This is a genomic window from Streptomyces sp. NPDC014656, from assembly GCF_043084305.1.
Taxonomy (GTDB): Bacteria; Actinomycetota; Actinomycetes; order Streptomycetales; family Streptomycetaceae; genus Streptomyces.
On sequence record NZ_JBIBZN010000008.1, the window covers coordinates 325101 to 351266 of the forward strand.

Annotated in this window: 24 protein-coding genes; 14 read left to right on the top strand and 10 right to left on the bottom strand. The window is 73.4% G+C overall.

Annotated features, from left to right (window positions below; all coding sequences use genetic code 11):
- The first annotated feature begins 221 nt into the window (after positions 1-221).
- The 5 genes from ACF1ED_RS20550 to ACF1ED_RS20570 all read left to right on the top strand — a co-directional run bounded on the left by ACF1ED_RS20550 (position 222) and on the right by ACF1ED_RS20570 (position 6380).
- Positions 222-1427 carry a lipid II:glycine glycyltransferase FemX gene (locus tag ACF1ED_RS20550; RefSeq protein WP_391762357.1) on the top strand — a complete coding sequence of 402 codons (1206 nt, stop codon included), beginning with the start codon at positions 222-224 and terminating at the stop codon, positions 1425-1427.
- Positions 1424-3040 (top strand): murein biosynthesis integral membrane protein MurJ, encoded by a 1617-nt coding sequence (gene murJ / locus ACF1ED_RS20555; protein WP_391762359.1) that lies wholly within the window; start codon positions 1424-1426, stop codon positions 3038-3040. The genes ACF1ED_RS20550 and murJ overlap by 4 nt, the downstream gene beginning before the upstream one ends.
- 51 nt (positions 3041-3091) lie before the next feature.
- Positions 3092-3775: a response regulator gene (locus ACF1ED_RS20560; RefSeq protein ID WP_391762361.1), complete on the top strand. Its 684-nt coding sequence runs from the start codon at positions 3092-3094 to the stop codon at positions 3773-3775.
- A 398-nt stretch (positions 3776-4173) separates the two neighbouring features.
- Positions 4174-5739, top strand: a complete 1566-nt coding sequence (locus ACF1ED_RS20565; RefSeq protein WP_391762418.1) for an ATP-binding protein — start codon at positions 4174-4176, stop codon at positions 5737-5739.
- Positions 5736-6380: a hypothetical protein gene (locus ACF1ED_RS20570; protein ID WP_391762363.1), complete on the top strand. Its 645-nt coding sequence runs from the start codon at positions 5736-5738 to the stop codon at positions 6378-6380. Before ACF1ED_RS20565 ends, ACF1ED_RS20570 begins: the two co-directional genes overlap by 4 nt.
- A 15-nt stretch (positions 6381-6395) precedes the next feature.
- On the opposite strand, the gene ACF1ED_RS20575 is transcribed toward ACF1ED_RS20570, so the two are convergent.
- On the bottom strand, positions 6396-7211 hold the full coding sequence (locus ACF1ED_RS20575; protein WP_391762420.1) for a serine hydrolase domain-containing protein: 816 nt from the start codon (positions 7209-7211) through the stop codon (positions 6396-6398).
- Between the two features lie 66 nt (positions 7212-7277).
- Here ACF1ED_RS20575 and ACF1ED_RS20580 point away from each other — a divergent pair, with 66 nt between their 5' ends.
- Together ACF1ED_RS20580 and ACF1ED_RS20585 are read left to right on the top strand one after the other, a co-directional pair.
- Positions 7278-7700, top strand: coding sequence for a MerR family transcriptional regulator (locus ACF1ED_RS20580; protein ID WP_391762365.1), 423 nt, complete (start codon positions 7278-7280; stop codon positions 7698-7700).
- Entirely contained in the window at positions 7697-8713 is a 1017-nt protein-coding gene (locus tag ACF1ED_RS20585; RefSeq protein ID WP_391762367.1) for an aldo/keto reductase, read from the top strand. The genes ACF1ED_RS20580 and ACF1ED_RS20585 overlap by 4 nt, the downstream gene beginning before the upstream one ends.
- A gap of 20 nt (positions 8714-8733) precedes the next feature.
- Here ACF1ED_RS20585 and ACF1ED_RS20590 read toward each other — a convergent pair whose 3' ends face one another.
- The 7 genes from ACF1ED_RS20590 to ACF1ED_RS20620 all read right to left on the bottom strand — a co-directional run bounded on the left by ACF1ED_RS20590 (position 8734) and on the right by ACF1ED_RS20620 (position 16816).
- Positions 8734-9996 carry an acyltransferase gene (locus ACF1ED_RS20590; RefSeq protein WP_391762369.1) on the bottom strand — a complete coding sequence of 421 codons (1263 nt, stop codon included), beginning with the start codon at positions 9994-9996 and terminating at the stop codon, positions 8734-8736.
- Positions 9993-10976 carry an alpha/beta hydrolase gene (locus tag ACF1ED_RS20595; protein WP_391762371.1) on the bottom strand — a complete coding sequence of 328 codons (984 nt, stop codon included), beginning with the start codon at positions 10974-10976 and terminating at the stop codon, positions 9993-9995. The genes ACF1ED_RS20590 and ACF1ED_RS20595 overlap by 4 nt, the downstream gene beginning before the upstream one ends.
- Positions 10977-11121: 145 nt before the next feature.
- A complete protein-coding gene (locus tag ACF1ED_RS20600) occupies positions 11122-11799 on the bottom strand; it encodes a response regulator (protein WP_391762373.1) in 678 nt (225 codons plus the stop codon).
- Positions 11800-12241: 442 nt separating this feature from the next.
- Positions 12242-13579 (bottom strand): sensor histidine kinase, encoded by a 1338-nt coding sequence (locus ACF1ED_RS20605; RefSeq protein WP_391762375.1) that lies wholly within the window; start codon positions 13577-13579, stop codon positions 12242-12244.
- A gap of 268 nt (positions 13580-13847) precedes the next feature.
- Complete coding sequence (locus ACF1ED_RS20610; RefSeq protein WP_391762377.1) at positions 13848-14723, bottom strand: DUF4429 domain-containing protein; 876 nt, start codon at positions 14721-14723, stop codon at positions 13848-13850.
- A 74-nt stretch (positions 14724-14797) separates the two neighbouring features.
- Positions 14798-16012 carry an alpha/beta hydrolase gene (locus ACF1ED_RS20615; RefSeq protein WP_391762379.1) on the bottom strand — a complete coding sequence of 405 codons (1215 nt, stop codon included), beginning with the start codon at positions 16010-16012 and terminating at the stop codon, positions 14798-14800.
- Positions 16013-16135: 123 nt separating this feature from the next.
- Positions 16136-16816, bottom strand: coding sequence for a TetR/AcrR family transcriptional regulator (locus tag ACF1ED_RS20620; RefSeq protein ID WP_391762381.1), 681 nt, complete (start codon positions 16814-16816; stop codon positions 16136-16138).
- Positions 16817-17069: 253 nt separating this feature from the next.
- Between ACF1ED_RS20620 and ACF1ED_RS20625 the strand changes: the two genes are divergently transcribed.
- A complete protein-coding gene (locus ACF1ED_RS20625; protein WP_391762422.1) occupies positions 17070-18563 on the top strand; it encodes an MFS transporter in 1494 nt (497 codons plus the stop codon).
- Positions 18564-18685: 122 nt separating this feature from the next.
- On the top strand, positions 18686-19087 hold the full coding sequence (locus tag ACF1ED_RS20630; protein ID WP_391762383.1) for a peptidase inhibitor family I36 protein: 402 nt from the start codon (positions 18686-18688) through the stop codon (positions 19085-19087).
- On the opposite strand, the gene ACF1ED_RS20635 is transcribed toward ACF1ED_RS20630, so the two are convergent.
- A complete protein-coding gene (locus tag ACF1ED_RS20635) occupies positions 19068-19913 on the bottom strand; it encodes a potassium channel family protein (protein ID WP_391762384.1) in 846 nt (281 codons plus the stop codon). The two genes, ACF1ED_RS20630 and ACF1ED_RS20635, sit on opposite strands and share 20 nt — an antisense overlap.
- An 85-nt stretch (positions 19914-19998) precedes the next feature.
- Positions 19999-22731, bottom strand: coding sequence for a pyruvate dehydrogenase (acetyl-transferring), homodimeric type (aceE, locus tag ACF1ED_RS20640; protein WP_391762386.1), 2733 nt, complete (start codon positions 22729-22731; stop codon positions 19999-20001).
- A gap of 444 nt (positions 22732-23175) precedes the next feature.
- On the opposite strand from aceE, the gene ACF1ED_RS20645 reads away from it, so the two are divergent.
- The 5 genes from ACF1ED_RS20645 to ACF1ED_RS20665 form a co-directional block, all read left to right on the top strand.
- On the top strand, positions 23176-23598 hold the full coding sequence (locus tag ACF1ED_RS20645) for a DUF3052 domain-containing protein (protein ID WP_043226321.1): 423 nt from the start codon (positions 23176-23178) through the stop codon (positions 23596-23598).
- 150 nt (positions 23599-23748) lie between these two features.
- A complete protein-coding gene (locus tag ACF1ED_RS20650; protein WP_351101122.1) occupies positions 23749-24207 on the top strand; it encodes a peroxiredoxin in 459 nt (152 codons plus the stop codon).
- A gap of 259 nt (positions 24208-24466) precedes the next feature.
- On the top strand, positions 24467-25042 hold the full coding sequence (locus tag ACF1ED_RS20655; protein ID WP_030495317.1) for a TerD family protein: 576 nt from the start codon (positions 24467-24469) through the stop codon (positions 25040-25042).
- A 142-nt stretch (positions 25043-25184) separates the two neighbouring features.
- Entirely contained in the window at positions 25185-25760 is a 576-nt protein-coding gene (locus ACF1ED_RS20660) for a TerD family protein (protein WP_043226324.1), read from the top strand.
- A gap of 29 nt (positions 25761-25789) precedes the next feature.
- Positions 25790-26166, top strand: a 377-nt coding sequence (locus ACF1ED_RS20665) for a DUF475 domain-containing protein (protein ID WP_391762389.1), incomplete at its 3' end; no start/stop codon positions are given.

Below are 26166 nucleotides of genomic sequence, written 5' to 3' on the forward strand. Positions count from 1 at the left end.
TCGGCGGCACGGAGCACCTCCGGAAGAGAGGAAAAAGAGTGGGATGCCCGGACTCTAGGCGCCCCGCACCGGCCCCGGCCCCGCCGGAGGCCCATGTGACGGGGGCTGATGAAGAACGGTCACCGTCCCGTCACACACGCCGCGCGGACCGGTCTCATCCGGCTGTGAGCCTGCTGTGCGCCGCGCCACCGAGGGGCGGACGAACCAAGGAGGCCTTCGTTGTGTCAGCGCTGCTCGTGACGCCCGCACCCGTGAAGCGCCGTGCCGCCGCCGGGCCGCCGCCCGCCGGCCCGCTCCGGCTCGGCCCCGTGACCCCGGAGGCGTACCGCGTCTTCCTCGCGTCCCGCGCCACGGGACCGGACGGCCCCAGCTTCCTCCAACTCCCCTCCTGGGCACAGGTGAAGGAGGGATGGAGCCACCAACTCGTAGGCTGGGGTCCGGAGTCCGGCGGGCTGACCGGTGTCGCCCTGGTCCTGCTGCGCACCTTCCCCGGCACCCGCAAGCACTTCGCCTACCTCCCCGAGGGGCCGGTCGCCGACTGGGCCGACCCCGACCTCGACCGCTGGCTCGACCCGCTCCTCGCCCACCTGAAGGCATCCGGCGCCTTCGCCGTGCGCATCGGACCCGGGCCCGCCCACCGCCGCTGGACCGCCCCCACCGTCAAGGCCGCCGCCGGCCCCGGCCGCCGGCTCGGCGACGTCCTCGCCGACGAGGTCGACCCGCTCGGCACCGCCGTCGCCGAACGGCTCCGCGCCCGCGGCTGGAAGCGCTGCGGCGGCGACTCCGAGGACGGCGCCGACGCCCAGCCCCGCCACGTCTTCCAGGTCCCGCTCACCGGCCGCACCCCCGACGACCTGTGGTCCGGCCTCAACCAGGAGTGGCGGCGCAACGTCCGCAAGGCCCGCAAGTCCGGCGTCGAGATCACCGTCGGCTCCGCCGCCGACCTGCCCGAGTTCCACCGGCTGCTGCGCGTCACCGAGGAGCGCGACGGCTTCCGCCTCGGCCGCTCCCTCGCCTACTACGAGCGCCAGTACGCCGTCCTCAACGCCGAGCACCCCGGCCGGATGAAGCTCTACCTCGCCCGCCACGAGGGCGAGATCCTCGCCGCCCACACCATGATCACCGTCGGCCGGCGGGTCTGGTACCAGACCGGCGCCTCCGCCGACCACCGCCGCGAGGTCCGCCCCTCCAACGCCCTCCAGTGGCGCATGCTGCTCGACGCCCACGCCCTCGGCGCCGACGTCTACGACCTGCGCGGGGTACCCTCCACCCTCGATCCGGACGACCGCGCCCACGGGCTGCTGCGCTGGAAGCTCGGCACGGGCGGACAGGTCGTCGAGACGCTGGGGGAGTGGGAGACACCGATGCACGGCACGACCAACCAGGCGCTGTACCGCGCCTTCCAGGCGTACCTGGCCCGCCGATGACCGCCACGCTCACCGCCGAGCCGACCGCCCACCGCAAGGCGCCCTCCGCACTGCGCAGCGGCGCCTTCATGGCGGCCGGCTCGCTGGTCTCCCGCGCCACCGGCTTCGTCCGCGCCGCCGTCGTCGCCGCCGCGCTCGGCGCGGGCCTCGTCGCCGACGGCTACGCGGTGGGCAACTCCGTCCCCACGATCGTCTACACGCTGCTCCTCGGCGGCGCCCTCAACGCCGTCTTCGTCCCCGAGCTGGTCAAGGCCGCCAAGGAGCACGAGGACGGCGGCGTCGCCTACACCGACCGCCTCCTCACCCTCTGCGCGCTCGCCCTCGCCGTCCTCACCGCCGGCGCCGTCCTCGCCGCCCCCGTCCTCGTCGACGCCTACACCGACTACACCGGCGGCCAGCGGGACCTCACGATCGCCTTCATGCGCGCGTGCCTCCCGCAGATCCTCTTCCTCGGCCTCTTCACCCTCCTCGGCCAGGTCCTCAACGCCCGCGGCCGCTTCGGCGCCATGATGTGGACCCCCGTCCTCAACAACGTCGTGGTCGTCGCCGTCTTCGGCCTCTTCCTCGCCGTCAGCGACGGCGGGGAGCTCACCGCGGGCGAGACCGCGCTCCTCGGCTGGGGCACCACCGCTGGCATCGCCGCCCAGGCCCTCGCCCTGCTGCCCTCGCTGCGCGCCGCCCGCTTCCGCTTCCGGCCCCGCCTCGACTGGCGCGGCAGCGGCCTCACCGCCCCGCTGCGCGCCGCCGGCTGGCTCGTCCTGCTCGTCCTCACCAACCAGGCCGCCTACTGGGTCACCACCTGGGTGGCCACCTCCGCGGGCTCCGACGCCCACACCGGCGGCGCCGGCCTCGCCGCGTACAACAACGCCTACCTGCTGTGGGCCGTCCCGCACGGCATCGTCACCGTCTCCCTCGTCACCGCCCTCATGCCCCGGATGAGCGGCGCCGCCGCCGACGGCGACCTCGCCGCCGTCCGCCGCGACGTCGGCTACGCCCAGCGCACCACCGCGGCGGCCGTCGTCCCCGCCGCCTGCGCCCTCTTCGCGCTCGCCGCCCCGCTGATGACGGTCGTCTTCGGATACGGCGCGACCGACGCCGCCGACGTCCGCGCCATGGCCTGGACGCTGATGGCCCTCGCCCCCGGCCTGGTGGCCCTCTCCGGACAGTACGTGTGCACCCGCGCCTTCTACGCGCTCCGCGACACCCGCACCCCCTTCCTGCTCAACCTGGTCATCGCCGGCCTCAACGCGCTGCTGTCCCTCGCCGCGTACCACTGGCTGCCCACCCGCTGGGCCGTCACCGGCATGGCCGCCGGCTACTCGCTCGCCCTCTGGGCGGGCTGGGCCCTCACCGCCCACGTCCTCCGGCGGCGCCTCCCGGCGGCCGGCGACGGCGGCGACGGCCTCGGCCGGCTGCTGCTCGCCGCCGTCCCCGCCGCCGGCTACGGCCTCTTCGCCGCCGAGGCCACCACCGCCGCCGGCGCCGTCGTCTCCGGCCTCAGCGGCGCCGCCGCCGTCCTCGCCGCCTTCCTCCTCCTCGCCCGCCCGCTGCGCCTCACCGAGGTCTCCGCCCTCCTCGCGGCATCCGCCGCCCGGCTCACCCGCCGGTCCTGACCACCGGGGGCTCCCCGCCGGGACCCCCACCGACCTTGGGATACTCCACGCATGCCCCGTGTGCTCCTCATCGAAGACGACCCCTCGGTCCGCGAAGGCGTCGAGCTCGGGCTCCGGCGCCGCGGGCACGAGGTGCGCGCCGCCGCCACCGGCGAGGCCGGCCTCGCCGCCCTCGGCGAGTTCCGCCCCGACCTGCTGCTCCTCGACCTCATGCTGCCCGGCATGAACGGCGTCCAGGTCTGCCGCCGGGTCCGCGAGAGCAGCCAGCTCCCGATCATCATGCTCACCGCCCGCGGCGACGACTTCGACGTGGTCATCGGCCTGGAGGCGGGCGCCGACGACTACATCGTGAAGCCCGCCCGCACCGAGGTCATCGAGGCCCGCATCCGGGCCGTCCTGCGCCGCATCGAGGAGCCCGGCGGCGGCCGGCCCGCGATCGAGCACCACGGCGCGCTCTCCGTCGACCGGGCCGGCCTCACCGTCGCCAAGAGCGGCGAACGGCTCGCCCTCGCCCCCTCCGAGCTCAAGCTGCTGCTCCACCTGACCGCCGCCCCCGAGCAGGTCTTCAGCCGCCAGCAGCTCCTGGAGCACGTCTGGGAGCACAACTACCACGGCGACGCCCGCCTCGTGGACGCCTGCGTGCGCCGGCTCCGCGCCAAGATCGAGGACACCCCCGGCGACCCCCGCTACATCCAGACCCTGCGCGGCTTCGGCTACCGCTTCGGACCCCTGTGAAGACCTGTGTCCCCGGCGAGGAGCCGGGGCCCGACGCGGACCTCCCCCAAGGGACGGCGTACGGGCGCGGGGCCGACCACGCCGCTGATCACGGGGCCGCGCACCGGGACGCGCACCGGTCCGCGTACGGGGACGGCGCCGGGAAGGGGACCGCGTACGACGCCGGCCGCGGGACCGCGTACGACGCCGGCCGCGGGACCGCGTACGCCGCCGGCCGCGGGACCGCGTACGGCCACCGCGACGGGATCGCGCACGGCGACGGCGTCGGCGTCCCCGGTCCGCGCGGGGCGGGCGACGGCGGTCCGCGCGGGGCCGGCGGGATCCGGCCCGGCCGGCTGGCCCGGGTCCGCGCCCTGGGCCGCCGGGAGGACGCCGGCCCCGGCGGCCCCGGCGCCCCCGTGGCCGCCGCGCACGGCCCGTACGCCTCCGGCGGGGACGTCCGGCCGGACGCCACCGGCGCGCGGGGCGGCCCGGAGGGCGACGCCGCCGGAAGGGCACGCGAACCCCGGACCCGCGCGCGCGGCCGCCGCCCCCGCCCCTTCGGCCTGCGCACCCGCCTGGTCTTCGCCTTCCTCCTCGTCGCCGCCGTCGGCTGCGGCACCACCGCCGCCCTCACCTACCGGGCCGCCCGCAGCGCGATCCTGGAGCAGACGCAGAACACCGCCGTCTCCGCCTTCCGCCAGCAGGTCGAGGACCTCAACATCAGCCTGCCCCTCGACGAGGAGTCGCTCCGCGACCGGCTCCTCCACATCGCCCGGCAGGGCAAGCCGCGCCCCTGGCGGGTCTACGCCGAGTACGGCACGCTGCGCGCCTCCTCCACCGACCGCCCCAGCTCCTCCGTCCTCACCCCGGAGCTGAGGTCCCGCGCCCACGCGCGCGGGACCACCCCGCACACCGCCTTCCAGCGCGTCGTCAAGAACGGCACCCCCTACCTGACGATCGCGGTCCCGGCGGGCTTCCTCACCCGGGCCGGTCAGGAGACGGGCCAGCCCACCGGCCTCGTCCTCTACGCCGTCATGGAACTGGACGAGGAGGAGGGCAACATCGAGGCCATGGTCACCGCCGCCCGCGACGGCGCCCTGCCCGCCCTCGCCATCGCCCTGGTCCCGGCCCTGATCGCCGCCCGCGGCGTCCTCCGTCCCGTCCGCGAACTCCGCCGCGCCGCCGCCAGCATGGGCCGCGGCCGGCTCGACACCCGCATCCACGCCAAGGGCAGCGACGAACTCGCCGACCTGGCCCGCACCTTCAACGAGTCCGCCGCCGAACTGGAGCGCTCCGTCACCGAACTGCGCCGCGCGGAGGCCCGCGCCCGCCGCTTCGCCTCCGACGTCTCGCACGAACTGCGCACCCCGCTCGCCGGGATGCTCGCCGTCACCGAGGTGCTCGACGAGGACGCCGAGGGCCTGGACAGCGACACCGCCCGCGCGGTCCGGCTGATCAGCGCCGAGACCGTCAAGCTCGCCGTGCTCGTCGAGGACCTCATGGAGATCTCCCGCTTCGACGCCCGCGCCGCCGAACTCCACACCGACGAGGTCGACGTCGCCGACTGCGTCCGCAAGACCCTCAGCAGCCGCCACTGGACGGACCCGGAACAGGTCCACGCGGCCCTCGGGGAGGGCATCCGGGCCCGGCTCGACCCCCGCCGCTTCGACGTCGTCGTCGCCAACCTGGTGGGGAACGCGCTGCGGCACGGACGCGCCCTCGTCACCGTCCGGGTGTACGTGGACGAGGACGGGTCCACCCTCGTCACCCAGGTCTCCGACCGGGGCCCCGGCATCCACCCGGACGTCCTGCCGCACGTCTTCGAGCGGTTCTACAAGGCCGACCCGGCCCGCGCCCGCTCCGCGGGCAGCGGCCTCGGCCTGGCGATCACCCAGGAGAACGTCCGCCTGCACGGCGGCACCGTCGAGGCCGCCAACCACCCGGCCGGCGGCGCCGTCTTCACGGTACGGATCCCGCTGTGAGGCGCCGGACCCCGGCGGCGCTGACCGCCCTGCTCGCCACCACCGCGCTCGCCGGCTGTGGCATCCAGGGCAGCGACGTCGTCGAGGCGGGCGGGGCGCCGACCGTCGTCGTCGCACCCGTCCCCGAGAGCCGGATGCTGCTCTACTTCCTCGGGCCCGACGGCGCGCTCATGCCGGTCTCCCGGGACGTCGGCCTCACCCGCTTCCCCGTACCCGAACGGACCGAGCCGGGCGACGGGGCGGGAGGGGAGGCGGACACGGGGGACGGCCGCCCCGACGGCACCGGAACCGGCTTCGAGATCGACGCCGACCTCCCGGACACCCCCGGTCTCGCCGTCGTGAAGGTGCTCTCCGCCCTGCTCTCGGGGCCCGGTGACGCCGACGTCCGGGCCGGCCTCACCACCGAACTGCCCCCGGCCGGCGAGCTGGTCCGGGTCGAGTCCGACGGCGCGGGCGGCATCCGGCTCCGGACCCCCTTCCCGGCCCGGGAGCTGTCGGAGGGCGCGGTCGCCCAGCTCGTCTGCACCGCCGCGTACGCCGCGGACCGCTCCGGCACGCACGCCGTGACCGTCGAGGGCCCCGACGGCGCCCTCCCGCAGACGAACTGCGCGGTCACGTCCCCGCCGGAGGACGAGGGCTAGGCAGCGGCGGGGGCGTCAGCGCCGCAGGTCGGCGAGGACGCCGTCCGTGAACGGGGTCCACGCCTCGATCGCCCACGGTCCGAAGGCCCGGTCGGTGAGCGCCACGCAGGCGGCCCGCACGTCCGGGTCGATCCACAGGAAGGTGCCGGACTGGCCGAAGTGGCCGAAGGCGCGCGGCGAGGACGTGGTGCCGGTCCAGTGGGGGGACTTGCCGTCCCGGATCTCGAAGCCCAGCCCCCAGTCGTTCGGCCGCTGGTGCCCGTAGCCGGGCAGGATGCCGGTCAGCCCCGGGTACGCGACCGTCATCGCGTCCAGCACCGTGCGGGCGTCGAGCAGCCGCGGCGCCTGCACCTCGGCCGCGAACCGCACCAGGTCGTCCACGGTCGACACCGCGTCCTTGGCGGGCGAGCCGTCCAGCGTCGTCGCCGTCATGCCCAGCGGCTCCAGGACCGCCTGGTGCAGATAGTCGGCGAAGGGGATGTCGGTGGCCTTGGCGACCAGGTCGCCCAGGACCTCGAAGCCGGTGTTGGAGTAGATCCGGCGGGTGCCGGGCGCGGCCGTGACGCGGTTCTCGTCGAAGGCGAGGCCCGAGGTGTGGGCGAGCAGGTGGCGCACGGTCGCGCCCTCGGGACCGGCCGGCTCGTCGAGGTCGATCGCCCCCTCCTCGTACGCGACGAGCACCGCGTACGCCGCCAGCGGCTTCGTCACCGAGGCGAGGGGGAACCGGTGCCCGGTCGGGCCGTGGCTCCCGGCCACCGTGCCGTCCGCGCGGACCACGGCGGCCGCCGCGGTGGGGACGGGCCAGTTCTCGATCGCCGCCAGGCTCGGCAGGCTGCTGCTCTCCATGGCCCCGAGCCTACTTGCTTCGAGTGCACTCCAAGGTTTTAGCGTGGGGGCATGAGCGTGATCGAGAGCACGAGCACGGCCCGGCCGCCGGCCACCCGCAAGGACCGCTACACGATCAGCGAGGTCGCCGCCCTGACCGGCCTCACCGCGCACACCCTGCGCTGGTACGAGCGGATCGGCCTGATGCCGCACGTGGACCGGTCGCACACCGGACAGCGCCGCTTCACCGAGCGGGACCTCGGCTGGCTGGCCTTCGTCGGCAAGCTGCGGCTCACCGGCATGCCGGTCGCCGACATGGTCCGCTACGCCGAGCTGGTCCGCGAGGGGGAGCACACCCACGCGGAGCGCCGGGCCCTCCTGGAGGACACCCGCCGCGACGTCCTGTCCCGGATCGCCGAGCTCCAGGACACCCTCGCCGTGCTCGACCTCAAGATCGACCACTACGGAACCATCTGCGGAGGCACTTCCTCATGAGCCAGAAGATCGACACCGTACGCCTCGGCCAGGACGGCCCCGAGATCGGCGTCCAGGGCTTCGGTGCCATGGGCATCAGCGAGTTCTACGGCTCCACCGACGAGACCGCCGCCCGCGACACCCTCGACGCGGCCCTGGAGGCCGGCGTCACCCTGATCGACACCGCCGACATCTACGGCAGCGGGGCCAACGAGGAGTTCCTCGCCCCCTTCGTCGCCGCCCACCGCGACGAACTCGTCCTCGCCACCAAGTTCGCCATCGAACGCGACCCCGAGCGGGCCTCCTACCGGGGCGTCCGCAACGACCGCGGCTACATCCGGCAGGCCGTCGAGGGCAGTCTGCGCAGGCTCGGCGTCGACACCATCGACCTCTACTACATGCACCGCCGCGACCCGGCCGTGCCCTTCTCCGAGTCCGTCGGCGCCATGGCCGAACTGGTCGCCGAGGGCAAGGTCCGCCACCTGGGGCTGAGCGAGGTCACCGGACCGGAACTGCGCGAGGCGCACGCCGTCCACCCGATCGCCGCCCTCCAGTCGGAGTGGTCGCTCTTCTCCCGCGACGTCGAGCGCTCCGCCGTGGCCGCCGCCGCCGAGCTGGGCGTCACCTTCGTCCCGTACTCGCCGCTCGGCCGCGGCTTCCTCACCGGTGCCTTCGCCGACGCCGGCAAGGACCTCCAGGACAGCGACTTCCGCCGCCACCAGCCCCGCTTCACCGGCGAGAACGCCGAGCGGAACGCCGCCCTCCTCGACCCGGTCCGGAAGATCGCCGCCGCCCACGGGGCGACCCCCGCCCAGATCGCCCTCGCCTGGGTGCAGCAGCGCGCCGCCGTCCACGGGCTGACCGTCGTCCCCATCCCCGGCACCCGCAAGCGGTCCCGCCTGGAGGAGAACGCCGCCGCCACCCGCATCACCCTCACCGAGGCCGAACTCGCCGCGCTGGAACCCCTCGCGGGCCTGGTGGCGGGCGACCGCTACCCCGACATGAGCCTCACCTCGGCGGCCCGCGAGGGCTGACCCGGCCCGCCCGGGCCCGCTCACGCGAGGCCCAGGGCGAAGACCGCGAAGCCCGTCGCGAGCAGCCCCGCGAGCGCGCGGCGGGCCGGTCCGGTGCGCGCCCACGGCGACTCGAAGCCGCGCGCGTACCGGCCGATGAGCACCAGCAGTCCCGCGAAGACCGGCATCCAGGCCAGCCGGGCCAGGATCCAGCCGACCGAGTCCGGGGTCCCGACGAGCCCGGGCACCTCGCCCAGGTACGAGGCGGGCACCGCCGCCGCCAGCATCGCCGTCTGGTGCCAGCACAGGATCGTCATCGCCGACAGGTTGATCACGACGACCGGCGCCCACAGCGCGGGCCGCTCCAGCCACCGGCCGAGCCGGTCCCGCAGCAGGATCGCGGCCCCGCTCTGGAGGGCGGCGAGCGCGAGGACCAGCAGCGACGGCGGGTGCGAGTTGGTCCGGGCCTCCCCGGGCACGCCGACCATCGACGCCGGGTAGCCGAAGACCAGCAGCAGCGCCGCGAAGAGCGCCGCCCCGCCGAGCAGCAGCGCCCAGGCGTGCCGGCGGCGCACCCGGCCCTCGCCCCAGGCGGCACCGAGCTGGTACGCGAAGAGCCAGCCCGGCAGGATGTTCAGCAGGCTCAGCCAGGACGGCACGGCGTCCGCGTACGGGCCGTACCGCAGGAAGTCCACGACGGCGACCGAGCCGAGCAGCGGGGCCGCCGACCACACCCCGAACCGGCGCGCGGCCCGCACGCACAGCGGGGTCAGCGCCGTCACCACCGTGTACACCCCGACGAACCACAGCGGCTGGATCACCAGCGTGGACGCCGTCCGCAGGGTGTCCACCGGCACCCCGAACCCGTGGTGGAGCAGCGGCAGCAGCGCCGCCCACACCGCGGTCACCCCGAGCACCGGCCGGCCGAGCCGGGCGAGCCGCCCGCCGAGCCAGGCGCGGGTGGTGCCGGTCCACCGGCGGAAGGAGAGGACGGAGGCGTAGCCGCCGACCAGGAAGAAGATCCCCAGCATCTGGAGGATCCAGCTCGCCGGGGCGAGCGCGCCGAAGGCGGCGAGCGGCGAGGCGTTGTGGATCGCGCCGTCGGCGGAGAGCGTGAAGCCGCCGAGCAGCCAGTGCCCGGTGGGCACCGCGAGCAGCGCCAGGGCGCGCAGCCCGTCGACGGCCCGGTCGCGGTGGGCGGGAGTACCGGCCTCGATCTTCCGGACCAGGGCCTTCACCGGGGCGAGGACCTTGGCGGGTGCGGGTGCGGGTGCGGGGGTGAGGGTGGGGGCGAGGGTTTTCATCGGACGTCTCCCGCGGCGATCGCGGCGAAGGCGCGCAGCGAGGAGGTGCCGGGCGCGAGGTAGCCGTCGTGGCCGCCCGCGTCCCCCGCCTCCACCGGGCGGGCGCCGAACTCCGGCGCCGTGGGGTCGGTGCCGTGCCCGAGGCCGGCCACGGCCACGTTCGGCACCCGGTCGATCCAGTCCGTCGGGTCCTTCGCCGCCCACACCCGGGCCGTCGTCCGCAGCGCGGCCACGTTCTCCGCCCGCATGCCGGGGGAGCCGAACACCACCAGGTCCTTGGCCTTCAGTTCGTGCGCCGCGAGCCCGCAGACCACCGAGCCGTAGCTGTGGCAGAACACGGACGGCTCAGGGCGCACCCCGGCGACCCGCAGCCCCTCCGTGAAGCGGACCAGCCGCTCGGCGCCCGCCTCGGCCAGCTCGCCCGAGGCGGCGTCGAGCCCGACGCCGACCGGGGTGGTGTAGCCGGCCCAGGCGACGACCGCCGTGCGCCCGCCGGTCGCCTCCCGCAGGGCGGTGGCCTTCCGGGTCAGGGAGCCCATCCGCCCCGCGTCGACGTCGGAGCCGGGCACCAGCACCGCCACCCGCTCGGCCGTCGCCAGGTCCCCGTAGACCAGGACCGTCTGCCCCCGGCCCCGCGCGTCGTGCGCCAGGACCCGGGCCCCCGGGTACCTCCCTTCCGTCGTACGGGAGTTGGCCGCGTACCTCAGCTCCAGCGGCGCCCCCTCCAGGTTCCCGACCACCGTCGGGTGCTCCCGTACGAGCCGCCGCCGCTCGGCGGGACCGAGCCCGGCGAAGAAGCGGGCGACCCCGGCCGGGTCCATCCGCGCCGGGTCCGGCAGACCCGCGGCCCGCCACTCGGCGGTCCCGGCCGGAGGCCCGGTGACCGGCTCCTGCGCGGTCCCGGACGCCCAGCCCGCCGTCCCCGCCACGACCGCCGTCACCATGACGGCGGTCACCAGGGTCCTCGTGATGCGGCGCATGCCCGCCCTCCCTCTTTCGCTCTCGTTGTCGGCGAGAGGAAGGTAGGAAGACGGTGGGTGACGGCACGTCACACCGGGGAGCCAACTCCCGTGCCATACCCGGGTAGGGGGTGGACGAGGAGCCGTCCCCCGGCACGGGGTGGGGCTAGCCCCCGGGGGTCACCAGGCCCGACTCGTAGGCGAAGACCACCGCCTGCGCGCGATCCCGCAGGTCCAGCTTGGCGAGCACCCGCCCGATGTGGGTCTTCACCGTCTGCTCGGCGAGCACCAGCCGCTCCGCGATCTCCTGGTTGGACAGGCCCCGCGCGATCAGCTCCAGCACCTCGGTCTCACGCGGGGTCAGTCCGTTGAGCCGGAGCGCCGTCACGTCCTTGCGCGCGGCGGGCCGGGTGGCGGCGAAGTCGGCGATGAGCCGGCGGGTCACGGACGGCGCCAGCAGCGCGTCGCCCGCGGCCACGACCCGCACGGCGGCGATCAGGTCGGCCGGCGGCGCGTCCTTGAGCAGGAACCCGGACGCCCCGGCCCGCAGCGCCTCGTACACGTAGTCGTCGACGTCGAAGGTGGTGAGCATCAGCACCTTGGGCCGGTGCGTCACCCCGGCCGGCGGGTGCAGGATCTCCCGCGCCGCCGCCAGCCCGTCCAGCTCCGGCATCCGCACGTCCATCAGCACCACGTCGGGGTGGACGGTCCGCGCCACCTCGACCCCCTGCCGCCCGTCCGGCGCCTCACCGACCACGTCGATGTCGCTCTGCGCGGCCAGCAACGCGGCGAACCCCGCCCGCACCATGGCCTGGTCGTCCACGATGATCACCCGAATGGTCACACGGCACCCTCGCCCACTAGACGTCCCCTGCTCCAGCCGACCCTAGCCCCACCCCCTTTCCCTCAACCCCGCCCCACAGCAGACCGCCGCCCCAGGCCCCGCCTATCGCGGACCGTCGCCTCGGGCCTGCCTATCGCGGACCGTCGCCTCGGGCCTGCCTATCGCGGACCGTCGCCTCGGGCCCGCCTATCGCGGACCGTCGCCTTCGGCCCGCCCACCGCGGACCGCCGCCCCCAGGCCCCGTCCATCGTGGGCCCTCGTCCTTCAGCCCCGTCGTCCCTCAGCCCCGTCGCCCCTCAGGTCCGTCACCCGCCACCCGTCCCTGCCGTCACCGGGCCCGCGCTTCCCGTCCGCCCTCGGGCCCTGGCCTCTCGAGCGTCACCGGGCCCGCCCTTCACCGGGCCCGCCCTTCACCGGGCCCGCCCTTCACCGGGCCCGCCCCTCACGCCACCGCGTCCGTGTCCTCCGGGGCGAGGGGGAGGCGGGCCGCGACGCGGAAGCCGCCGTCGGGGAGGGGGCCGGTGTCGAGGGTGCCGCCGGTCAGACGGACCCGCTCGCGCATCCCGACGAGACCGTGGCCGGTGCCGGTGCTCTCCAGCGGTGAGACCGGCTCCGCGGCGGGGCCGTTGACCACCAGGACCATCAGCCGGCCGGACCCGTCCTCGCGCACCGACACCCGGGTCGGGGCGCCCGGCGCGTGCCGCACCACGTTGGCGAGCGCCTCCTGCACGATCCGGTAGGCGGAGAGGCCCACCGCCTGCGGGACCTCGGTCCGTCCGTCGGCCAGCTCCGTCGCGAGCGACAACTCGGCGGGCAGGCCCGCCCGTACCGTCGCCTCCACCAGCTGCTGGAGCCGGTCGAGCCCGGGCTGCGGGGTCCGCTCGCCCTCGCTGCCGTCGCTGCGCAGCACCGCGAGCAGCCGCCGCATCTCGGCCAGCGACTCCCGCGCGCTGCCAGCGATCGACGCGAACTCCTCGCGGGCCGCCTCCGGAAGCTCAGGGATGCGGTACGGAGCGGAGTCCGCCTGCACGGTGATCACCGACATGTGGTGGGCGACGACGTCGTGGAGCTCGCGGGCGATCCGGGCCCGCTCCTCCAGGAGCGTGCGGTGGGCCCGCTCGGCCTCGCTGATCGTCTCCTGCTCGGCGAGTCTGCGCTGGGCCTCGCTCCGCGCCCGTATCGCGGAGGTGAGCAGCAGCAGCACTCCGCTGAGGACGAAGAGCAGCGTGGTGATGCCCGTGTGGCCGTAGGGCCGCAGGATCTCCAGGAGGTAGCCGGCCGCTCCGGTCGCGAGCCACACCCCGATGAGGGTGCGGCGCGGCTCGCGCAGCCCGAGCGCGAGCATCAGCGCGCAGTACCCGACGACGGCCGGCGGGGTCCACGGCCACATCTGGGCGCGGGGCCCGTCGGAGGCGAGCAGGACGAGCGCCCCGGCTATGTCGGCGGGCAGCACCACCCACCAGGCCTGCAGCGGCCGGATGGGGGCGAGCAGCAGCGGCGCGGTCTGCGCGGTGGCGAGTGCTCCGGCGAGGGCGCCGGGCACGTCGTAGTCGTTGATGAGCAGATGGACGGTGACCGGAAGCAGGGAGGCGACGAGCGCGACCCCGACCCCGTACGGCAGCAGCCGCGTCCACCGCGAGGACGCGTCCGGGAAGGACGCGGACCCGGACGCGGCGGGTGCGGTGAAGGCGGCTTCCAGCGCCTGGACGGCCCTTCGCGACCAGTTCGTGAGCCGCGCCGCGAGCCGCCGCGGCGCCGGCCGCTTCTCGATCACTTTCATGTCGAGTCAGCCTAGGTTCGCGGCCCGGCCCCGTCGTCGTACCAGGGGTGACAATCGCGGATCAGACCCTGGTATGACGGCGCGCGACCTTCGTCGCGCGCCCCGCCCGACGGCGGCCGTCACAGCGCGGGCGCGCCCTGCCCGGCGGCGGCCTCACAGCACGAGAGAGAGCCCTGTCCCGCAGCCGCCTCACAGCGTGACCTTCGTCGCGCGCACCGCCCGACGGCGGACGCGACGGCTCGCGCGCCCCCGCGCCCGACGGCGGCCGTCACAGCTCGGCCAGCAGCTCCGTCTTCTTCGCCGCGAATTCCTCGTCCGTCACCAGACCCGCCTGGTGCAGTTCGCTCAGGTGGCGAATCCTTTCAGCGATGGCGCCGGGGTTCCCGTGCGCCGCGCTGGGCGCCCCCGCGGGGACGGGAGTGCGGTCCTTGGCGCGGATCGCCGACAGGACGGCCGCCGCGAACGGGAGGGACTCGTGCACCGGGCCGTAGCCGAGCCCGAAGACGACCGACGCCGGGTCGTGGTCGGGCCGGTCCGCCCGGGGCGCGCCGTTCCGGGGGAGCAGCCGCAGGAACCCGCCGGGGGAGTCCGGCGAGCGCCATTCGACACCGCTCAGCTCCCGCAGCGCGAAGACCTGGTCGCCCGTCTTCCACTTCTCCGACGTGGCCATCGTCGAGGACCAGCGGAAGGACACCTCGGACGACCCGTCGAACGTGGCCTTCCCGTCGTACGCCTTGAAGGAGAGCGGCCCCTGCGGCGCCGCGACGAGGAAGCCCGTGTCGAAGCGGTCCGCCAAGTCCGCGGGCCCGGGCGGGATCACGGCGGCGAGCTCGTCGCGCAGCCGGGCGGCCGGCTCCTCCCGGTCGGCGGGCAGCGCCAGCCGGTACGGGTCGCACGTCTCCTTCAGCTGCCCGGCGGCCGCTTCCATCAGGGGATCGGCGCCCGGCCGCGGCACGGCGTGCAGGACGACGGTGCCGCGCCGCCCCGGCGCGAGCGTCGCCGAGGCCAGCGCCTCGTACGGCACGCGTCGCTCGCGCAGCGCCTGGAACAGCCTCGGCGTACGGATCCCCCGTTCGAAGCGGATGACGAGGGCGTCGCTCTCCAACTCCCAGGTGGCATGAATTCCGGCCAGCACATCACCCATACGCCTCATCGTAAGCGGCGCGTGGCCGTGCGTCGCCCCTCGGAACTGTCAGGAAATTCCGTGATCTACGCGCGTCAGAGGCCGGTGCCGCCGGAGATTCCCCCGTGGCACGCGCGGTCGGCATGTGCGCAGACGACCCGTCCGAAGGCCCCGGCGCCTATCGCCGCGAAATTGCCGAGGCTCTGCGTCCCCGGCTCGAAATAGCCACTGTGTCCGGCCGCCCCGGCCGCCGAGACCAGCCGCGCGCCGAACTCCGGCGCCACCGGGTCCGCCCCGTGCCCGACGCCGCCGAGCTCCAGGTGGGGGACGTCCGCGATCCAGTCCCCGGCGTCCCGCATCGCCCATATCCGGGCCCGGGTGCCCAGCTCGGCGGCCGTCTCCGCCCGCATTCCGGGGCTGCCGGCCACCGTCAGGTCGGTCACCCGGTCCGGCAGCCGGGGCGCGGCGATCCCGCAGAGCACGGAGCCGTAGCTGTGGCAGAAGAGCGCCACCCGGGCCGTCCCCGGCAGGCCCTCGGTCAGCCGGACGAGCCGGGCGGCGCCGATCGTGGCGAGCCGCCCGGTCGCCGCGTCCACGCCCACCCGGGCGGGCGCGGTGTAGCCGGCCCAGGCGATGACCGCGACCCGGGCGCCGGGCACGGTGCGCCGTTCGGCCTCGTACAGGGCGCGCGCCATGCCGACGGGGGCGGTGTACCGCCCGTTGGTCTTCTGGAAGGTGAGGAGGTGGGTGTCGACGCCGGGCACGACGACCGACACCCGCCGGGCCCGCTCCAGATCGCCCAGCACCTCGGCCGCCCGTCCGGTGCCGGTGGGGTCGAAGGCGAGGATCCGGCGGCCGGGCTCCAGCAGGGACACGAAGCGGTCCACCCGGCGGCGGGCCTCGTGGCGGCCCTCGGGGGAGAGCCGGGGGTCGTCGAGCCGGGGCCGCTCGGCCGCCAGCGCGCGGGCGAGGCCGATCCGGTTGGCGCGGTAGCGCAGGGCCGGCGGGGCCCCGTCGAGGTTGCCGACGACGAAGGGATGACGCACCGCGAGACCTTCGGCGCGGGCCGGGCCGAGCGCGGCGAACCAGGCCGCGACCGTACGGGGCGGGGTGGTGGCCGGATCCGGCGGCGGGACGTCGCCGATCCGCTCCCGCGCCCAGTCGGCCAGCGCGGCCTCCATGGAGGGCCCGGACACCGGCCGGTGCCGGATCGTGGTCCACCCGGTGGTGGCCAGCATCACGAGGACGACGCCCAGCGCGAGGAGGGTGCGCAGGACGGCGAGGGACGGCGGGACGTCGGCGGAGGTCACGGGCGGACACCCTAGACGGCCGAGATGACGGACCTGACCTCGCGGTCTCCGGAGGGGGGCGCTCCGCGGCCCTCCGGAGACGGTGCTCCGCCGGGCCCTCGGGCGGCGGCCGCGCCACGGTCCTCAGCGAGGCGGCAAGGGCTTTCGCCAGTGCAGCGAGAGGGCCGGGCCGAGGTGGTCCAGGTACCACTCGGTGAGGGCCCGGATCCCCTCCAGGGTGCGGTCGGGGCCCTTGCCCCACATCTGTCCGGTGACGCGCATCACGCCGCTGAAGGCGGCCACGGCGATCCTGGGCCGCGGGTCGGCGTCCACGTCGAGCCCCTCGCGGCGGGCGACGACCCGGGCGATGGTCTCCTCCAGCTCGCTGGAGCGGCGCAGGTGGGCGGCGAGCAGGGCCGGCGTCGACTCGATCATGAAGAAGGTCCGCAGGTAGAGATCGACGGGGACGACCTCGTCGATCGCGTCGCCGACGCCGTCCCACGCGGCGAGCACGGCGTTGCGCATCGCGTCGAAGGGGCCCTCCCCGGGCGGGCGGGCGGTCAGGGCGCGGACGAACTCCTCCTCCACCATCCGCTGGACGGCGAAGGCGACCTCCTCCTTGGAGGCGAAGTAGCGGAAGAAGGTGCGCTGGGAGACCTCCACGGCCTCGACGATCTCGTCGACGGTGGTCCGCTCGTACCCCTGGGTGGTGAAGAGCTCCAGGGCCACCCTGACGAGCGCGTCGCGGGTGCGCTGCTTCTTCCGCTCGCGCAGGCCGGGCACGGACGGTCCGGGTGCGGACGGTCCGGGCGCGGACACGGTCAAAGGAGTCTCTTTTCAGCCGATTACGGGAGCTTCTTCCTGCTCAGCGTACCTGTGAGCTACGTGACAGTTACCGACGCGTGAATCACTTTGTCAATTGTCAGTGACTGTCACTAGCCTCATTCCCATGACTAGTCAGACCACAGTGGAAAAGGCCCCGCAGGGCCAGGGGGGCGCCGGGGAGCCAGGTCCGGCCCCGGCGAAAGGCCTGCGCGGCCACCCCTGGCTGACTCTCTTCGCCGTCGCGGCGGGCGTGATGATGGTCGCGCTCGACGGCACGATCGTCGCGATCGCCAACCCCGCCATCCAGGCCGACCTCGGCGCCACCCTGGACCAGCTCCAGTGGATCACCAACGGCTACCTGCTCGCGCTCGCCGTCGCGCTGATCACCGCCGGCAAGCTCGGTGACCGCTTCGGCCACCGTCAGACCTTCCTCATCGGCATCGCGGGCTTCGCCGCCGCCTCCGGGGCGATCGGCCTCTCCGACTCGATCGCCTTCGTGATCGCCTTCCGGGTGCTCCAGGGCCTCTTCGGCGCCCTGCTGATGCCGGCCGCGCTCGGCCTGCTGCGCGCCACCTTCCCCGCCGAGAAGCTGAACATGGCCATCGGCATCTGGGGCATGGTGATCGGCGCCTCCACCGCGGGCGGCCCGATCCTCGGCGGCTTCCTCGTCGAGCACGTCAGCTGGCAGTCCGTCTTCTTCATCAACGTGCCCGTCGGCGTCGTCGCCCTCGCGCTCGGCCTGATCATCCTGAAGGACCACCGCGCCGAGAACGCGCCGCGCTCCTTCGACGTCCTCGGCATCGCGCTGCTCTCCGGCGCGATGGGCCTGCTCGTCTGGAGCCTCATCAAGGCCGGCGCGGACTGGGGCTGGACCAGCGCCAACACGTGGGGCTGCCTGCTCGGCGCGATCGTGCTCTTCGCCGTCTTCGCCGTCTGGGAGACGAAGGTCAAGGAGCCGCTCATTCCGCTCGGCATGTTCCGCTCCGTGCCGCTCTCGGCCGGCGTGGTGCTGATGGTCCTGATGGCCTTCGCCTTCATGGGCGGGCTCTTCTTCGTGACCTTCTACCTCCAGGGCGTGAAGGGGCTCGGCCCGATCGACGCCGGTCTGCGGCTGCTCCCGCTGACCGCGATGATGATCGTCTCCTCGCCGCTGGCCGGCGCGCTCATCACCAAGTTCGGCCCGCGGGTGCCGCTGGTCGGCGGCATGGTCTGCACGGCCGCCGCGATGTTCGGCATGATCTCGCTCTCGGCCGACACGGGCACGCTCGCGATGTCCCTCTGGTTCGCCCTCCTCGGCCTGGGCCTCGCCCCGGTCATGGTCGGCGCCACCGAGGTCATCGTCGGCAACGCGCCGCTGGAGCTGTCCGGCGTCGCCGGCGGTCTCCAGCAGGCCGCCATGCAGGTCGGCGGCGCGCTCGGCACCGCGGTGCTCGGCGCGGTCATGGCGTCCAAGGTCTCCGGCGCCTTCGAGGGCAACTGGAAGGAGGCCGGGATCCCGGTCCCGGTGGACCCGCGTCTGGAGGAGGCCGCCGAGTTCGGCATGGCCCCGCAGGAGCTGGCGCAGGCGCCCGGCATGACCCCGGACCTCTTCGCGAAGATCTCCGACGTCATCCACGACACCTTCCTGCAGGGCATGGGCCTGGCCTTCACCGTCGCCGGTGTCGTCGCCGTGGTCGCGGCGCTGGTCGCCACCCTCACCAAGCGCGGCGAGAACGCGCAGGCGGGCATGGGCGGCGGGCACATCTGACCCCGAGCTTCCCTAGGGGGCCGTCACCCGTTCGAAGGAACGGGGGCGGCCCCTCTTCCGTTCGGGGGTCACCTCGTCCATGCTCGTGATTACAGAGAGTGACGAAACGGGGGATGATCTGCATGAACGCGAAGACGGCGGCCGTACTCACGGGGATGGCCGCACTGCTCCTGGCCGCCCTCCCGGCGACAGCCGCCCCGGCCGTACCGGCCGCACCCGCCGCGACCGCCGCAGGAACCGCGCTGGGCGCCTGCGGGCCGGGGAGGCTCTGCCTCTGGCCGAAGCCCGACTTCAAGGGCAGGCCGTGGACGTACGAACTGGCCACGACGGACCTCGACAGCTGCGTCGCCCTCCCGGCCGGCGGCTCGGCCCAGTCCCTCGCCGTCCGCACCGGCCGGCCGGTCACCACCTACCAGTCGGCGGAGTGCGCGGAGACGGGCGAGTTCGAGACCTACCCGGGCCGGGGCACCTGGATCCCGCAGGCGCCCTACGAGGTCAGAGCCTTCAAGCTCTGGGAGCGCTAGCGGCCCCCGGCTCGGCCCCGGCCCCGGACGCGGCCTCCGGCACGCCCTCCGGTACGCCTCCGAGCACGCTCCCCGGCGCGGTCTGCGGCGGCACCGGGGCCGAGAGCCGGGCGACCTCGGCGCGGAGCTCGCGGACCTCCCGGGTCAGGGACTCCAGGAGCTCCGTCTGCCGGCGCTCCTGAGCGTCGTCCCGCTCGAAGCGGGAGATGAACCAGGCCGCGATGTTGGCGGTGACCACACCCAGCAGGGCGATGCCCGACAGCATCAGCCCGACCGCGAGCACCCGCCCGAGCCCGGTCGTCGGCGCGTGGTCGCCGTAGCCGACCGTCGTCATCGTGGTGAAGGACCACCACACGGCGTCGCCCAGGGTCTTGATGTTGCCGTTCGGCGCGTCCCGTTCGACGTGCAGCACCGCCAGCGAGCCGAACATCATCAGCCCGACCACCGCGCCCGCCACATAGGTGGTGAGCGTTATCTGCGGGGCCATCCGGGCCCGCCGGCCCACGAGGAGGAGGGTGGAGACCACCCGCAGCAGCCGCAGCGGCTGCACCATCGGCAGCAGGACCGCGAGGAGGTCGAGGGGATGGGAGCGGACGAACGCCCAACGGGACGGGGAGAGCCCGAGCCGGACCGCGTAGTCCACCGCGAAGGTCCCCCACACGCCCCACTCGACCCAGGAGCACAGCCGGTGCACCCACGGCTCGGCACCGGGCGCGACGATCGGCACGGCGTACGCGATGCCGAAGGCCACCGCGAGCACCAGCAGCGGGGTCTGGGTGAGCTCTTCCCAGCGGACCTTCGCGGGGCGCTCCTTCTTCACGGACATGCGGGGCATCGTAAGGAATGCCGAAGGGCGGCGGGACCACCGGTCCCACCGCCCCCCACCAGGCGCTACGCCCCGCCGGGGCCCGTCAGGCGTCGCCGCCCGCCGGACCCGGGTCGGCGGCCGCCACGTCCAGCAGCTGGTAGCGGTCCACCGCCTGCTTCAGGACCGCGCGGTCCACCTTGCCGTCGCGGGCCAGCTCGGTCAGCACCGCCAGCACGACCGACTGGGCGTCGATGTGGAAGTACCGGCGGGCCGCCCCCCGGGTGTCCGCGAAACCGAAACCGTCCGCACCGAGGGAGGTGTACGAGCCGGGGATCCAGCGGGCGATCTGGTCCGGCACCGAGCGCATCCAGTCCGAGACGGCCACGAAGGGGCCCTCGGCGGCCTGGAGCTTGCGGGTGACGTACGGGACGCGCTGCTCCTCGTCCGGGTGGAGCAGGTTGTGCTCCTCGACCGCCACCGCCTCGCGCCGCAGCTCGTTCCAGGAGGTCGCGGACCAGACGTCGGCCTTGACGTTCCACTCCTCGGCGAGGATCCGCTGCGCCTCGATCGCCCACGGGACGGCGACGCCGGAGGCCATGATCTGCGCCGGGACCGCACCGGACTCGGCGCGCTTGAAGAGGTGGATGCCCTGGAGGATGCCCTCCACGTCCACGTCCTCGGGCTCGGCCGGGTGCTGGATCGGCTCGTTGTAGACCGTCAGGTAGTAGAAGACGTCCTCGGCCTCGGGGCCGTACATCCGGCGCAGACCGTCCTGGACGATGTGCGCGATCTCGAAGCCGAACGCCGGGTCGTAGGCGATGCAGGCCGGGTTCGTCGAAGCGAGGAGGTGCGAGTGGCCGTCGGCGTGCTGGAGGCCCTCGCCGGTCAGCGTGGTCCGGCCGGCGGTGGCGCCCAGGACGAAGCCGCGCGCGAGCTGGTCGGCCATCTGCCAGAACTGGTCGCCGGTCCGCTGGAAGCCGAACATCGAGTAGAAGACGTAGACCGGGATCAGCGGCTCGCCGTGGGTGGCGTAGGCCGAGCCCGCGGCGATCAGCGAGGCCGTGCAGCCGGCCTCGGAGATGCCGTCGTGCAGCATCTGGCCGGTCGGGGACTCCTTGTAGGCGAGGAGGAGTTCGCGGTCCACCGCCTCGTACTGCTGCCCCAGCGGGTTGTAGATCTTGGCGCTCGGGAAGAAGGAGTCCATGCCGAAGGTGCGGTACTCGTCCGGCGCGATCAGCACGAAGCGCTTGCCGATCTCCTTGTCCCGCATCAGGTCCTTGAGCAGCCGGACGAAGGCCATCGTGGTGGCGATCGACTGCTGGCCCGAGCCCTTGCGGACCGCCGCGTAGGTCTTGTCGTCCGGCAGGGCCAGCGGCCTCGACCGCACGACCCGGGTCGGCACGTAGCCGCCGAGCGCGCTGCGGCGGTCGTGCATGTACTGGATCTCCTCGGAGTCCCGTCCGGGGTGGTAGTACGGCGGCAGGCCGGACTCCAGCTCCTTGTCGGTCACCGGGATGTGCAGCCGGTCGCGGAAGCGCTTGAGGTCGTCGACCGTCAGCTTCTTCATCTGGTGGGTGGCGTTGCGGCCCTCGAAGTTGGGGCCGAGGGTCCAGCCCTTGACCGTCTGGGCCAGGATCACCGTCGGCTGGCCCTTGTGGGCCTTGGCCGCCGCGTAGGCCGCGTAGATCTTCTTGTGGTCGTGGCCGCCGCGCCCCAGGTGGAGGATCTGCTGGTCCGACATGGACTCGACCATGGCCCGCAGCCGGTGGTCGTCGCCGAAGAAGTGGTCGCGGATGTACGAGCCGGTCTCCGTGGCGTACGTCTGGAACTGCCCGTCCGGGGTGGTGTTCAGCCGGTTGACCAGGATGCCGTCGCGGTCCTGGGCGAGCAGCGGGTCCCAGGAGCGGTCCCAGATCAGCTTGATGACGTTCCAGCCGTTGCCCCGGAAGATCGACTCCAGCTCCTGGATGATCTTGCCGTTGCCGCGGACCGGGCCGTCGAGCCGCTGGAGGTTGCAGTTGACGACGAAGGTGAGGTTGTCGAGGCCCTCGCGGGCCGCGATGGAGAGCTGGCCGAGCGACTCGACCTCGTCCATCTCGCCGTCGCCGAGGAAGGCCCACACGTGCGACTTGGTGGTGTCGGCGATCCCGCGCGCCTCCATGTACCGGTTCATCCGGGCCTGGTAGATCGCGCCGAGCGGACCGAGGCCCATCGACACCGTCGGGAACTCCCAGAAGTCCGGCATCAGCCGCGGGTGCGGGTAGGACGACAGCCCGTTCGGGTACTTCGACTTCTCCTGGCGGAAGCCGTCGAGCTGCGTCGCGCTCAGCCGGTCCAGCAGGAAGGCGCGGGCGTAGATCCCAGGGGAGGCGTGGCCCTGGAAGAAGATCTGGTCGCCGCCGTCGCCCTCGTCCTTGCCCCGGAAGAAGTGGTTGAAGCCCACGTCGTAGAGGGAGGCCGAGGAGGCGAAGGTGGCGATGTGGCCGCCGACGCCGATGCCCGGACGCTGGGCGCGCGACACCATCACGGCCGCGTTCCACCGGGTGGCGTTGAGGACCTTGCGCTCGATCTCCTCGTTGCCGGGGAAGAAGGGCTCGTCCTTGGTGGCGATGGTGTTGACGTAGTCCGTGCTGCGCATCTCGGGCACGGCCACCCGCTTCTCGCGGGCGCGCTCGATCAGCCGGAGCATCAGGTAGCGGGCCCGCTCGCGGCCCCGCTCGTCGACGGCCGCGTCGAGGGAGTCGAGCCACTCCTGGGTCTCTTCCGGGTCGAAGTCCGGGACCTGGCTGGGAAGGCCGCCAATGATGATCGGGTTGCGGTCGGATCCGGGAGCCACGCTGTTCCTTCGCTGGTCGGGGGGAGCCCCAGGAGGGAGGGGAGCCCCGTGGAGGCCGGGATGTCCGAGGCCGGGGACGTCCATCGTGTACCCGGCTGGCGGCACACGTCATCTTTACCGAGAGGTACTCCTCCCCGCGCCCTCCCCGCGCGAGAGGCGTGGTCAAATCGCAACCTTACGCCCAATCCGCGCATGCGTTCCGGCAATGCGTTCGGCAGACTGAAACCGTAGAAGCCCGCCAAGCGGGACGAATCGTGCACCCCTGGTCACGGAGAGCTGTCGAAAGGCGCCGGAAGTTGCGGTGAGACGGCCCCAAACGTCACCGTTTCGGCGGTCTCCACGGCCGGGTACTTGCGCGATCCGCCCCGTCACGTGTGGACTACGGCCAGCGCCGCGCGCATGCGCGGCCCGAGCATTTTCCGATACATGATCAGGAGGCAAGCCGTGAGCGCGACCGCGGACCACGCGGAGGAGCGGACCAACCCGGCGGCGAGGCTGGGGTTCGAGCCCGGACAGGTGGTCCAGGAGATCGGCTACGACGACGACGTCGACCAGGATCTCCGCGAAGGCATCGAGTCCACCATCGGCCAGGAGCTCGTGGACGAGGACTACGACGACGTCGCCGACGCCGTTGTCCTCTGGTTCCGTGATGAAGACGGTGATCTCACCGACGCCCTGGTGGACAGCATCGGTCTGCTGGAGGACGGAGGCAACATCTGGTTGCTGACGCCGAAGACCGGCCGCGACGGCTACATCGAGCCGAGCGACATCAACGATGCCGCGCAGACCGCTGGTCTCTCCCAGACCAAGAGCATCAGCGTCGCCAAGGACTGGACGGGCACCCGCCTGGCTGCCCCCAAGCGCTGATCCCCTGCTGCGCGAAGCCCCCGCCGTCGCCACGGCGGGGGCTTTCGCGCGCCCCGAGGGGCTTCGGCGGGGCTCCCGCCGGCCAGGCCGTAGGGTGGGGTTCACCGGTTCGGCCCAGAGGCCGGGCCCCGTCGAAGGGATGCGTACGCGATGGCGATCGAGGTCGGCACCAAGGCCCCCGATTTCGAGCTCAAGGACAACCACGGGCGCACCGTGCGGCTCTCCGACTTCCGCGGCGAGAAGAACGTGGTGCTGCTCTTCTACCCCTTCGCCTTCACCGGCGTGTGCACCGGCGAGCTGTGCGAGCTCCGCGACAACCTGCCGAAGTTCGTCAACGACGACACGCAGCTGCTCGCGGTCTCCAACGACTCCATCCACACGCTGCGCGTCTTCGCCGAGCAGGAGGGCCTGGAGTACCCGCTGCTCTCCGACTTCTGGAAGCACGGCGACGCCTCCCGCGCCTACGGCGTCTTCGACGAGGAGAAGGGCTGCTCCGTCCGCGGCACCTTCATCATCGACAAGGAGGGCGTCGTCCGCTGGACGGTCGTCAACGCCCTGCCGGACGCCCGCGACCTCGACGCGTACGTGAAGGCCCTCGAAACCCTCTGAACCCTCCGAGTCCTCCGAGCCTTCTGAACCCTCCGGGGCCGGACTCCGGACCCTCCCGGCTCGGGCTCCGGACCCTCCCGGCTCGGACCCCGACCCCTCCGGGCCGGACCCGGAATCGGGCGCTGTCCGCCGACACCCCCCGATTCCCCGGGCGAATCGTCTGTTTCGACTGGGAACCCGTCACTAGGATCCAGTCGTTGATCCGATGCCAACGCACGACCGGGGGCGCTGCCCCTGGAAACCAATGATGGAGGGACTCGTGGGAGTCAGCCTCAGCAAGGGCGGCAACGTCTCGCTGACCAAGGAGGCCCCTGGCCTCACCGCCGTGACCGTCGGTCTGGGCTGGGACGTCCGCACCACCACCGGTACGGACTTCGACCTCGACGCCAGCGCCATCCTGGTGAGCGAGGCCGGCAAGGTGCGCAACGACCAGGACTTCGTCTTCTTCAACAACCTCAAGAGCGCCGACGGTTCCGTCGAGCACACCGGTGACAACCTCACCGGCGAGGGCGAGGGCGACGACGAGCAGGTCAAGGTCAACCTGGCCGGCGTCCCGGCCGACGTGGCCAAGATCGTCTTCCCGGTGTCCATCTACGACGCCGAGAACCGCCAGCAGTCCTTCGGCCAGGTGCGCAACGCGTTCATCCGCGTCGTGAACCAGGCCGGCGGCGCCGAGATCGCGCGGTACGACCTCTCCGAGGACGCCTCGACCGAGACCGCCATGGTCTTCGGCGAGCTGTACCGCCACGGCGCGGAGTGGAAGTTCCGCGCGGTCGGCCAGGGTTACGCCTCGGGCCTGCGCGGCATCGCGCAGGACTTCGGCGTCAACGTCTGAGCCGCACACCCTCAGGGCCGTCCGGGCCGGGCCGTCGAGGCCCGGGACCGGACCCCGCTCGACGACGTCCGGCGCCGCACTCCTCGTGCGGCGCCGGACGTGCCTCATGGCAGCAGCATCCACCGGGGAGGAACCGAACACCATGGGCGTCACGCTCGCCAAGGGAGGCAACGTCTCCCTCTCCAAGGCCGCACCCAATCTCACCAAGGTCCTCGTGGGCCTCGGCTGGGACGCGCGGTCCACCACCGGAGCCCCCTTCGACCTCGACGCCAGCGCCCTGATGTGCCAGGCCGGCCGGGTGCTCGGTGACGACTACTTCGTCTTCTACAACCAGCTGCGCAGCCCCGAGGGTTCGGTCGAGCACACCGGCGACAACCTCACCGGAGAGGGCGACGGCGACGACGAGTCGCTCGTCATCGACCTGACCCGCGTCCCGCCCCAGTGCGACAAGATCGTCTTCCCGGTCTCGATCCACGACGCGGACAACCGCGGCCAGACCTTCGGTCAGGTCAGCAACGCCTTCATCCGCGTGGTGAACCAGGCGGACGGCCAGGAACTGGCCCGTTACGACCTCTCCGAGGACGCCTCGACCGAGACGGCGATGATCTTCGGCGAGCTTTACCGCTACAACGGCGAATGGAAGTTCCGTGCGGTCGGTCAGGGGTACGCGTCCGGACTGCGGGGCATCGCTCTAGACTTCGGGGTCAACGTTTCGTAAAGCCGCGTTATCACACAATGGGGTAGGCAGTGCTTCTGAAAACCTTCGGCTGGTCGTTCGCGATCACCGCCCTCGGCCTCGTCGCCGCGGTGTTCTACGGGGGGTGGGAGGCGTTCGGGATCGTCGCGATCCTCTGCGTCCTCGAGATCTCGCTCTCCTTCGACAACGCGGTGGTCAACGCCGGCATCCTGAAGAAGATGAATGCCTTCTGGCAGAAGATCTTCCTCACCGTCGGCATTCTGATCGCCGTCTTCGGAATGCGGCTGGTCTTCCCCGTCGTGATCGTCGCGGTCAGCGCCAAGATCGGCCCGATCGAGGCCGTCGACCTCGCGCTCAACGACGCCGACCGCTACCAGGAACTCGTCACCGACGCGCACCCGTCGATCGCCGCCTTCGGCGGCATGTT